At 70.7% G+C, this 10,570-nt stretch carries 9 protein-coding genes and 1 pseudogene; 7 read left to right on the top strand and 3 right to left on the bottom strand.

What is annotated here, in order from left to right:
- The coding region (locus RMO85_RS04825) for a glycosyltransferase family 2 protein (RefSeq protein WP_310526808.1) at positions 1–560 on the bottom strand (560 nt) is incomplete at its 3' end.
- 86 nt (positions 561–646) lie between these two features.
- Between RMO85_RS04825 and RMO85_RS04820 the strand changes: the two genes are divergently transcribed.
- From RMO85_RS04820 to proB, 7 genes are all read left to right on the top strand, one after another.
- Complete coding sequence (locus RMO85_RS04820; protein WP_310526806.1) at positions 647–1,966, top strand: hypothetical protein; 1,320 nt, start codon at positions 647–649, stop codon at positions 1,964–1,966.
- 66 nt (positions 1,967–2,032) lie between these two features.
- The gene (locus RMO85_RS04815) at positions 2,033–2,746 is read left to right on the top strand and encodes a TIGR03936 family radical SAM-associated protein (protein ID WP_310526805.1); all 714 of its coding nucleotides are present in this window, start codon (positions 2,033–2,035) and stop codon (positions 2,744–2,746) included.
- 363 nt (positions 2,747–3,109) lie between these two features.
- Complete coding sequence (locus RMO85_RS04810) at positions 3,110–6,277, top strand: Rne/Rng family ribonuclease (protein WP_310526803.1); 3,168 nt, start codon at positions 3,110–3,112, stop codon at positions 6,275–6,277.
- Positions 6,278–6,470: 193 nt separating this feature from the next.
- Complete coding sequence (rplU, locus tag RMO85_RS04805) at positions 6,471–6,782, top strand: 50S ribosomal protein L21 (protein ID WP_310526801.1); 312 nt, start codon at positions 6,471–6,473, stop codon at positions 6,780–6,782.
- 44 nt (positions 6,783–6,826) lie between these two features.
- The gene (rpmA, locus tag RMO85_RS04800; protein WP_310526800.1) at positions 6,827–7,081 is read left to right on the top strand and encodes a 50S ribosomal protein L27; all 255 of its coding nucleotides are present in this window, start codon (positions 6,827–6,829) and stop codon (positions 7,079–7,081) included.
- A 96-nt stretch (positions 7,082–7,177) separates the two neighbouring features.
- The gene (obgE, locus tag RMO85_RS04795; protein ID WP_310526799.1) at positions 7,178–8,737 is read left to right on the top strand and encodes a GTPase ObgE; all 1,560 of its coding nucleotides are present in this window, start codon (positions 7,178–7,180) and stop codon (positions 8,735–8,737) included.
- Positions 8,734–9,879 (top strand): glutamate 5-kinase, encoded by a 1,146-nt coding sequence (gene proB / locus RMO85_RS04790; RefSeq protein WP_310526798.1) that lies wholly within the window; start codon positions 8,734–8,736, stop codon positions 9,877–9,879. The genes obgE and proB overlap by 4 nt, the downstream gene beginning before the upstream one ends.
- Here the strand turns inward: proB and RMO85_RS04785 are convergent.
- Both RMO85_RS04785 and RMO85_RS04780 read right to left on the bottom strand, forming a co-directional pair.
- Positions 9,876–10,250 carry a hypothetical protein gene (locus tag RMO85_RS04785; RefSeq protein WP_310526796.1) on the bottom strand — a complete coding sequence of 125 codons (375 nt, stop codon included), beginning with the start codon at positions 10,248–10,250 and terminating at the stop codon, positions 9,876–9,878. The two genes, proB and RMO85_RS04785, sit on opposite strands and share 4 nt — an antisense overlap.
- Positions 10,247–10,570 (bottom strand): annotated as a pseudogene (locus RMO85_RS04780) (hypothetical protein); the annotation flags it as partial. The gene RMO85_RS04785 and the pseudogene RMO85_RS04780, both read right to left, overlap by 4 nt.

The following is a 10,570-nucleotide window of genomic DNA, read 5'->3' as shown; positions in this document are numbered from 1 at the left end:
AGCGACTCGACAGTGTCGCCGAGATACTCGGCGGGATAGTGCTCCGCGAAGACCGTCATGGCCCGGCGGTTGCAGGCACGGAAGCCGGAGGTCACGTCGGTCAAACGGGTGCCGGCCAGCCGGCTGAGCACCTTGGCGAGGAGGTACATGGCCCACCGCCGCGGACCGCGCACGGTGTAGGGGTCGTCGGCCTTCGCGAACCGGACGCCGATGCAGATGTCGGCGTGCTCGAGCTCGGCGATCAGGTCCGGCAGGAAGCGCGGGTCGTGCTGGCCGTCGGCGTCGATCTGCACCGCGACGTCGTACCCCTCGCGCACCCCGTGGCGGTAGCCGGTCCTCATCGCGCCCCCGACGCCGAGGTTGAAGGGCAGGCGTGCCACGCGGGCACCGGCCGCCTCGGCGCGTTCGGCGGTCGAGTCGCCCGAGCCGTCATCGACGACGAGGACGTCGACCTCGGGGTGGACCTGGAGGATCTCGCGCACCGTTCGGCCCACGCTGTCCTGCTCGTTCCACGCCGGGACGATGACGAGCACGCGGGGTGGTGAGTCGGTTCGCGGCACGCGGGGGATGGTAGCAATTCGAGTCCACGCCGGCGCACTGGACAGCGCCGCTCGGGCTGTCCCTCGCGCTGAGGCATACTCCCGGCGTGACTATTCGGACAAGGCTGGCCGCGCTCGAGGAGCGGGCCGGTGGCCTACGCGGTTGGCGTGCCCATGCCCTGCTGCTGCTCGTCTTCCTCATCCTCGCGGCCCCGTTCGTGGTCGACCAGGCGGTGGAGAACCGCGAGCTGAGCATCTTCGACGAGTGGCAGTACTCCGAGCGCGTCTACCAGGTGTCGCAGGGCGACCTGTTCATGCGCAACGGCGAGGTCCTCACGGAGTGGGCGCAGGACGCCCGCACCTGCCGAGGGATCGTCCGGCTCGGTCCGGCGGCCCCGCCCCCGTGCCGGGACGGAGAGCCGTTCGTGGTCGCCAACTCGGCGGCAGCGGATCCACCCTTCTACTTCGTGGTGACCGGTTCGGTCGCTGGCGTGCTCCTCCGGACGGGTCTGCTGGAGAGCCCCGTGCTCGCCGGGCGACTGGTCGGCATGCTCTGGGCGGCCCTGAGCATGTGGAGCCTTCTCCTGCTTGCTCGGGCAGTGGGCGCGGGCCGGGTTGCCTCCTTCGTCGTCTCCACCACCGTGCTGATGGTGCCGGCGCTGTTGCAGCAGTACACGTTCATCACCCCACACGCCCTCGACATCCCTGTCGGCGCCTTCGCCGCGCTGGCGACGTTGAAGTTCCTCCGCCGGGAGTGGCCGTGGTGGACCCTCGTGCTCGCCGGACTCGGGGCCGCCGGAGTCAAGGGGTCCAACATCGCGGTCATCGTCGGCCTCGGCGTAACCTTGTTGGCTGTGATCGCCTGGCCGAAGGTCTTCGACAGGGCGACGCGGATCCGGGCCCTGATCGGTGGTGTCGCGCTGGGCGGCAGCACCTTGGCCTTCACCGTGCTCTGGATGCTGATCATCACGTGGACCCAGGTCGCCGATCCTCCGCCACCGGGTGACTACATGATTGATGGCCTCGACCCGCAGGCGGTGCTCGTGGACAGCATCCGCTTCCTCTCGCCCAACGGCGAAGGGACGCTCCTGATGCCCAGCGTGTGGTTCATGATCCTGCTGAACGGCTCAGCCCTGGCGATCTGGTCCGGCCTCGCGCGCGAGCAACGCTCCTTCGTGCGGCAACTGGCGCCCGGGTACCTCCTCGGCTCCGCGCTGGCCGCAGTGGTGCTCGACGTCCTGGTCTTCGTCACCACCGACCAGTACATCGGCATCCACCTGCGCTACGGGCTCGCCCTGCTCCCGCTCGGGCTCGCGCTGGCCGCGCTGGTGCTCCGGACGCGGACCTCGCAGGTGATCGCAGTGCTGGCCCTGCTCGCCTACGCCTCGGCCCCGTGGCTGCTCGGTCTCGACTCCATCGCCATCTGATGCCGGCCAGGGCGCCCCGGGTGTTGGTGGGGACCGGCCGCGTGGCCGGATAGCCTGTGCGGCGATATGGCACGCAAGGACCCACCCCAGCAGCCGCCCCCGGTGCAGCGCCTCCGCGTGCGCTACGCCAAGCGTGGCCGCCTCCGCTTCACCAGTCACCGCGACTTCAGCCGCGCCTTCGAGCGGGCGGTCTTCCGCGCCCGCATCCCGATGGCCTACTCCTCCGGGTTCAACCCCCACCCGCGCATGTCGTACGCGGGCGCCGCGCCGACGGGTTCGGCGAGCGAGGCCGAATACCTCGAGATCGCGCTGGCCGAGGTGCTGGTGCCGGCCGAGGTGCACGCCCTGCTCGATGAGGCGCTGCCGCCCGGGCTCGACATCATCGAGGTCGTGGAGTCGCCCGGCGGATCACTGGCCGACCGCCTGGAGGCCAGTCGCTGGCGGATAGACGTCTCCACCCCGCTCGACGCAGCGCTCGTCGCGGTCGAGACGTTCCTGGCCGCCGACGAGGTGCTGGTGGAGCGGATGACGAAGAAGGGCCTGCGCGAGTTCGACGCGCGCGGCGCCGTACTCACCCTCGCGGCCGTCGCCTCCGAGGAGCGTGGCGGTGCCGCCTTCGACCTGGTCCTGCGCCACGGTGTGCCCGCGGTGCGTCCCGACGACGTGCTCACGGCGCTGGCCGCAGTGTCCGGCACTGCCATGGGAGAGGCGCCGCTCATGACGAGGCTCGCCCAGGGTCCGCTCGAGGAGTCGGGCGCCATCGGCGACCCGCTGGTCTGAGCTCACCCCCGGGCTGGGCCGACATCCGGGTTGCCGGCCTCAGCGGTCGAGTGTGCGATACTCGCCACGTTCGACGCGGATGGTCCGCCATCCACGACGAGCCGACGACGTTCTCGCCGGGCCCCCTCAAGGTCCGGCACATCGGATGAAGGTCGTCACCAGTTCCGCGACGCGGCTCGTGCATCGGTGAGAGTGATGCACAACCAGGCCCGGCGACCGCGGAATGGTGACCGACGCGCATCGGATGACGCGCACGCGGAGGGTGTCGCCGCCACACGAAGGCTTTGCGTCCGACCCCCTCACCAGGGCTCGAGGCGCCGACACGGTCCCGGAGCTGATCCGGGTGCCGGCGAGGAGCGCGACATGCTCGACGACAACCCGAACGACAACCCGAACGACAATGACGCCACCACCGGCGGCTCCGATTCCGGCGGTTCGTCCGCTGAGGGGGCATCCGCCCCGCCGGTCGTGAAGAAGACCACGCGCAAGTCCGCGCCACGCAAGGCCGCCACGACGCGCGCCAGTGCGGCCGGCACTGCCGCCGAACCGGCGGCCCCCGTCGAACCCGCCGCGGACGTCGACCAGACTGCCGCGGCCCCGACCGTGAAGAGGACGACACGCACGCGCTCCGGCGCCGCGAAGAAGGCCGTCGCCTCCCCGGCGGCCACGGTGCAGGACGCCCTGATCCCGGAGACGGCCGACTCAGATGACGCCGTGTCTGCGCCCGTCGCCAAGAAGGCGCCGGCCAGGAAGACTGCCGCGAAGAAGGCGGCCGCGGCCAAGACGACCGCACCGAGGACGCCTGCCGCCAAGAAGACTGCGGCGAAGAAGTCCACCAAGAAGTCGGCCGAGCCCGGCACCGAGGTGCAGGCGGAGGCCGCTGACGCCACGGAGGCGTCTGCCACCGAGTCCGGCCCGGCCTCCACCGCCGTGCCGCTCTTCCAGGCTCCAGTGGTCGTGCGCCGCACGCGCTCCGCGGGCAAGAAGGCCGCCGCTGCGAGCGTCGAGACCGACGCGGAGGCCCTCGACGCCGACGCTGCCGCCGACGCTGGCGCCGACACGGACGCCTCGACCGCAGACGCGAAGCCTGCCAGGAAGACAGCTGCCGGGCGGGCGCCCGCCAAGAGGTCGCCGGCCAGCAGGACCGCGCCGAGCGCGCAGGACGAGGACGTCAAGTCCGAGACCGGTGACGACGAGAACGACGCCGACAACGGCGATGGCACCGGCCCGGCCCGCCGCCGTCGCCGCCGCGGCGGCCGCCGTCGTCGCAAGGGTGGCGACGGCTCGTCAGACACGCAGGACAGCGACACCGACAACGACACCGACGACGAGGCCGACACCGAGGACGCCGCCACGAAGCCCGGCGACACCCGCGGCAACGACAACGACGACGGCGATCAGGGCGACGGAACGTCACGGCGGCGCAGGCGTCGCCGCCGGGCCGGCGAAGAGGGCGACGAGACCGACAACGAGCCCAACACCGTCACCCGTGTCCGCAGCCGGCGCTCGGCCGAGGACCAGATCACCGCGGTGGCCGGCTCCACCCGCCTCGAGGCCAAGAAGCAGCGTCGGCGTGAGGGTCGCGAGGCCGGCCGTCGCCGCGCCCCGATCGTCAGCGAGGCCGAGTTCCTGGCCCGGCGCGAGTCGGTCGACCGCGTCATGGTCATCCGCCAGCGCAAGGAGCTCACCCAGATCGCGGTGCTCGAGGACAAGGTCCTCGTCGAGCACTACGTCGCCCGCGAGTCGCAGACGTCGCTGATCGGCAACGTCTACCTCGGCCGCGTGCAGAACGTCCTGCCCTCGATGGAGGCAGCCTTCATCGACATCGGCAAGGGCCGCAACGCGGTGCTCTACGCCGGTGAGGTCAACTGGGCGGCGCTGGGCCACAAGGACGGCCAGACCCGCAAGATCGAGTCCGTGCTCTCCAGCGGTCAGTCCGTGCTGGTGCAGGTCACCAAGGACCCGGTCGGCCACAAGGGAGCTCGCCTCACCTCGCAGGTCAGCCTGGCCGGTCGCTTCCTCGTGTATGTGCCCGACGGCACCACGAGCGGCATCTCCCGCAAGCTGCCCGACACCGAGCGCAACCGTCTCAAGACGCTGCTCAAGGAGATCGTGCCGGACACCGCCGGCGTCATCGTCCGCACCGCGGCCGAGGGCGCGAGCGAGGACGAGCTCACCCATGACGTCGAGCGGCTCAAGGCTCGCTGGGACGACATCGATGCCAAGGCCAAGGGACAGTCCCCGCAGCTGTTGTACGGCGAGCCCGACCTGACGCTCAAGGTCGTGCGCGACCTGTTCACCGAGGACTTCGCCAAGCTGGTCATCGAGGGCGACGATGCCTGGGACACCGTGCAGGGCTACGTCGCCCACGTGGCGCCCGACCTGCAGGACCGGCTCGAGAAGTTCGAGCCCGCCAACGAAGGCCGCGGCAACGGCAAGGACGTCTTTGCGGCGTACCGCATCGAGGAGCAGATCCAGAAGGGTCTCGACCGCAAGGTCTGGCTGCCCTCGGGGGGTTCGCTCGTCATCGACCGCACCGAGGCGATGACGGTGGTCGACGTCAACACCGGCAAGTTCACCGGCTCCGGGGGCAACCTCGAGGAGACGGTCACCAAGAACAACCTCGAGGCCGCCGAGGAGATGGTGCGCCAGCTCCGGCTGCGTGACATCGGCGGCATCATCGTCATCGACTTCATCGACATGGTCCTGGAGTCCAACCGCGACCTGGTCGTACGCCGCCTGGTCGAGTGCCTCGGCCGCGACCGCACCCGGCACCAGGTTGCCGAGGTCACCTCGCTGGGCCTCGTCCAGATGACGCGCAAGCGCATCGGCACCGGCCTGCTCGAGGCGTTCAGCACCGACTGCGACAAGTGCCACGGTCGCGGCGTCGTGATCACCAGCGAACCCGTCGAGCCCCAGGGCGAGGGTGACGAGGGGGATCGGCGTGCCACCGGCCGACGCAGCCGCGGCCGTGGCCGCGGCGAGGGCCAGGAGAGCACCGGGGACAGCTCCGGCAATGGCGGTAGCGCCGGGACCCCGTCGCCCAAGGACGTCGCCGCGATGCCGCGCTCGGAGAAGACGGATCACGGCGAGCATGCCGACCACGTCGAGGAAGCGGTCGCCACCGAGTCGACCAGCGCCGAGAAGCCCCGGGAGTCTCCGATCGAGACGCCGGCCACACCCGAGCTCGACGCCCCGGCCGCCGAGGCGCCTGCGATCGAGGAGCCCGAGGTCGAGGTCGAGCAGCCCAAAGTCGACGCATCCGCTGCTGAGGCGCCTGGAGCTGCTGAGCCCGAGCCGGCTGAGGTGGCCGAGCCCACGAAGCCGCAGGTCGTGACGCGCACGCGTCGCAGGTCCGCGACCCGGCCCGCCGGTCCGCCGGTCCTGCTCGCCGTGGGAGCGGCTGGACGGGTGCCGCAGACGGGGATCGAGGAGCCGGGAACGGCCGACGTCGAGCCCGGGGTCGACCCGGACGACGCGCCGCACATCGAGCACGTCCCGATCAAGAAGCGGGGCACTCGCAAGCGCTGAGGTCCATCCAGGTCGGCTCGTTTTGACCCGGTTGGCTTCGGCGCCGTAAAGTCGCTCCTTGTGCGCCCCGGCGTACCCCTTCTGCATGGCTCCTGCTGACACGTCGTCGCGAGGCCCGAGCAGGACCCGAACCGCTAGTTTTTCACCGTGCCAGTCAATGGCAACCACCAGGCCTGAGGAGAGTGAGTCCGCCGTGTACGCAGTTGTGCGCAGTGGCAGCAAGCAGCAGAAGGTTGCTGTTGGCGACGTCATCGAGATCGACAAGATGGACCTGAAGGCCAACGTGGTCGGCAGCACCCTGACTCTCCCGGTTGTGATGGTTGTGGACGGCGAGACGGTCACCGCGACCGGCCTCGACAAGGCTGCCGTGACCGTCGAGATCCTCGGCGCCACCAAGGGCCCGAAGATCGTCATCCAGAAGTACAAGAACAAGACCGGCTACAAGAAGCGCCAGGGCCACCGCCAGAAGTACACCCAGGTCAAGGTCACCGACATCTCGCTCTGAGCTCACGCTCGGAACTTCTCACCTGCTGAAAAAGGACTGAACTCATGGCTCACAAGAAGGGCGCCGCGTCCACCAAGAACGGCCGCGACTCCAACAGCCAGCGCCTCGGTGTGAAGCGCTTCGGCGGCCAGGCCGTCAACGCCGGCGAGATCATCGTCCGCCAGCGTGGCACCCACTTCCACCCGGGGTCGGGTGTGGGCCGCGGCGGCGACGACACGCTGTTCGCGCTGATCGCGGGTGCCGTCCAGTTCGGCACCAGGCGTGGCCGCAAGGTCGTCAACATCCTCCCCGGTGAGTGACGAAGCCTTAGTTTCACGCACGACTTTCTGCGAAGGGCGTCCCTAGACTTCTGGGGGCGCCCTTCGTGCCATTTCATCTTTCGTTAGGACCTCCCCATGGCAGTACCCACCTTCGTCGACCAGGTCACGCTGCACATCAGCGCCGGCCGGGGCGGCAACGGTGTCGCGTCGGTCCACCGGGAGAAGTTCAAGCCCCTCGGCGGACCCGACGGCGGCAACGGCGGCCAGGGCGGCTCCGTCATCCTGCGTGTGGACCCCGACGTCACCACGCTGATCGACTACCACCACGGCAACAAGCGTCGCGCCGACCACGGTGGCCACGGCGCCGGCTCGCACCGCAACGGCGGGCACGGCGGCGACATGGTCCTGCCGGTGCCCGACGGCACCGTGGTCAAGAGCATTGACGGCGAGGTCATCGCCGACATGGTCGGCGCCGGCACGGAGATGGTGATCGCCCGCGGCGGTCGCGGCGGCCTCGGCAACGCGGCCCTGGCCAGCAGCAAGCGCAAGGCGCCCGGCTTCGCGCTCCTCGGCGAGCCCGGCGACGAGCTCGACGTACGCCTCGAGCTCAAGGTCGTCGCCGACGTCGGTCTGGTCGGCTTCCCCAGCGCCGGCAAGTCGTCGCTGATCGCAGCGATGTCGCGTGCCCGGCCCAAGATCGCCGACTACCCGTTCACCACCCTGGTGCCCAACCTCGGCGTCGTCCGCGCCGGCGACGTGACCTTCACCGTTGCCGACGTGCCCGGTCTGATCGAGGGCGCCGCCGACGGCCGCGGCCTCGGCCACGACTTCCTGCGCCACATCGAGCGCTGTGCCGCGCTGGTGCACGTCATCGACACGGCGACGATCGAGCCTGGCCGCAACCCGCTCGACGACCTCGACGTGATCGAGAACGAGCTCAGTCGTTACGGCGGCCTCGAGGACCGCCCCCGCCTGGTGGCGCTCAACAAGGTCGACGTACCCGATGGCAACGAGATCGCCGACATGGTGCGGGCGGATCTCGAGGCCCGCGGCCTGCAGGTCTTCTCCGTCAGTGCGGCCTCCGGGGTGGGCATGCCCGCCCTGGTCTATGCCATGGGTGAGATCGTCGGGCAGGCTCGCGCCGAGCGCCCGGTGGCCGAGGCCACCCGCATCGTGATCCGGCCCCCCGGCATCGACGGCGGCGGCGACTTCGAGGTCACCGAGTCGCCCGAGGGCTGGCGCGTGCGCGGCGAGAAGCCCGAGCGCTGGGTGCGGCAGACCGACTTCGGCAACGAGGAGGCCGTGGGTTTCCTGGCCGACCGTCTCACCCGGCTCGGCGTCGAGGCCAAGCTGGCCAAGATGGGCGCCCAGGAGGGCGACGCGGTCCTCATCGGGCCTCCGGAGGACGCCGTGGTCTTCGACTTCAAGCCCGGCATCGAGGCCGGCGCCGAGATGCTGGGCCGTCGTGGGGAGGACGAGCGGCTGCGCGAGGAGCGTCCCTCGTCCACCCGCCGACGTGACATCCAGGAGCAGATGCCCGAGCGCTCGGAGAACGAGACCCGCGCCGATGTGGCCCGCCGCATCGACCGCTCCGGCAAGGCCGCTGCACCCAAGACGATCACCAGCTCCGGCATCGGGCCGATGTCGTATGAGATCGGCTCGAAGGACGACCCCGACTGGGACGGCGAGGAGTGACCGATCGGGGGGCCCCTCGATCAGCACCGGATCGCGGCGCGCTCGTCGGTGAAGCGCGTCGTATCGTCGTCAAGGTCGGCTCGTCGTCGCTCACCAGCGCAGCCGGGGGGATCGATCCCGGCCGGATGCGACAGCTGGTCGACGCGCTCGCCGCGGTCCGCGCGCGCGGTGCTGAGGTCGTGCTGGTCTCGTCCGGCGCGATTGCGGCCGGCCTGGCGCCACTGGGGCTGACCAAGCGGCCGCGGTCGCTGGCCACCCAGCAGGCCGCAGCGTCCGTCGGGCAGGGCTTGCTGGCGCACCGCTACCAGGAGGAGTTCGCCCGCCACGGACTCGTCACCGGACAGGTGCTGCTGACGGTCGACGACGTGATCCGGCGTGCCCACTACCGCAACGCCTACCAGACCTTTGCCAAGCTGCTCGAGCTCGGCGTGCTGCCGATCGTCAACGAGAACGACACCGTGGCCACCTCGGAGATCCGCTTCGGTGACAACGACCGGCTGGCGGCCCTCGTGGCGCACCTCGTGCATGCCGACCTGCTGGTCCTGCTCTCCGATGTCGACGGGCTGTACGACGGCCCCCCCGGCCGACCCGGCTCGCGCCTCATCTCCGAGGTGCGCTCGGAGGCCGACCTGGCCAACGTCTCGATCGGTTCACCGGGAGCCACGGGCGTCGGCACCGGCGGCATGGTCACCAAGGTCGACGCCGCACGCATCGCCACCGGTGCGGGGATCCCGGTCATCCTGACCGCCGCCGACCAGGCCTCGGCCGCGCTGTCCGGGGCGAGCGGTGGCACGGTCTTCCTCGCCACCGGCAAGCGCCGCCCCACCCGCCTGCTCTGGTTGGCGCACGCCACCGAGCCGAAGGGCTCGCTCGTGCTCGACCGGGGCGCCGTTGCCGCGGTCACCGAGCGCCGTGCCTCCCTGCTGGCGGCCGGCATCACCGGCGTCACCGGCGTCTTCAACGCCGGAGACCCTGTCGACCTGGTGGACCCGTCCGGAGTCGCGGTCGCCCGCGGCATCGTCAACTTCGACGCCGACGAGCTGCCCGGCCTGCTCGGACGCTCGAGCAAGGACCTGGCGCGAGAGCTCGGGTCAGCGTACGAACGTGAAGTCGTGCACCGCGACGACCTGATCGTGCTCTAGGACGCCTTGTGCCACGCACCGACCGTCAGGTCGATGCCCTGCGCGGGTAGCGACTCCAGGGCTGCGTTGAGCGCCTGCTGGCCGAGCTTGCGGGCCTTGCGGTTCTCGGCGCCGCGGGTCACCTCCACCAGCACGGAGTCGACGCCGGGGGAGAGCACCACCTCGGTGCGAGCCCACACTCCCGACGCCATCGCGAACCAGTCGTGGTGGCGCAGGCGGGTCCGGGCCGGCGTCACGTCGTGGACCTTGTACCCGACTCGCTCGAACTCCTCGCGCACCGCCGCGACCACGCGGTCGGTCGGCCCACCGGTGATGGTGAGCCGGGGGCGGAACGTCTGCGCCGTCATCCAGTCCGCGACCTCGGTGCTCATGCGTCCTGCCCTGCGTCATCGGGGTCATCGGGGTCATCGGTGCTGGTGATTCGTTGGGGAGCGCGGATCACGCGTGCCCACTGCGCCTCCTGGGCGGCCAGCTCCTGCTTGAGCTCCTCGGGCGGCTCGCTCTCCTCGGCCAGCGTGGCCAGGTTGTCGCGTGAGAGTTGGACGAGCCGGCCGGCCTCGGGCGATCCGTCGCGGCCGGTGAAGACGTCGCTCAGAGTCGTCTCACCCGAGTCGATACGGGACTGGATCGTCTGCCAGTCCCTGCCCAGGGCGCCGGAGCGCGCGTCCTGGGCCCGGTCGGCCTGGCTCTG

This window comes from Nocardioides sp., from assembly GCF_031422975.1.
Lineage (GTDB): Bacteria > Actinomycetota > Actinomycetes > Propionibacteriales > Nocardioidaceae > Nocardioides.
The sequence above is the reverse complement of the archived record's forward strand: the minus strand, read 5'-3'. Positions and strand labels throughout refer to the sequence as shown.

What these genes read in the sequence shown, in the direction of transcription:
- RMO85_RS04810 (WP_310526803.1), top strand. Translation starts at nt 3,110, where the DNA reads ATGCTCGACGACAACCCGAACGACAACCCGAACGACAATGACGCCACC.
- RMO85_RS04815 (WP_310526805.1), top strand. Translation starts at nt 2,033, where the DNA reads ATGGCACGCAAGGACCCACCCCAGCAGCCGCCCCCGGTGCAGCGCCTC.
- rpmA (WP_310526800.1), top strand. Translation starts at nt 6,827, where the DNA reads ATGGCTCACAAGAAGGGCGCCGCGTCCACCAAGAACGGCCGCGACTCC.
- obgE (WP_310526799.1), top strand. Translation starts at nt 7,178, where the DNA reads ATGGCAGTACCCACCTTCGTCGACCAGGTCACGCTGCACATCAGCGCC.
- RMO85_RS04785 (WP_310526796.1), bottom strand. Translation starts at nt 10,250, where the DNA reads ATGAGCACCGAGGTCGCGGACTGGATGACGGCGCAGACGTTCCGCCCC.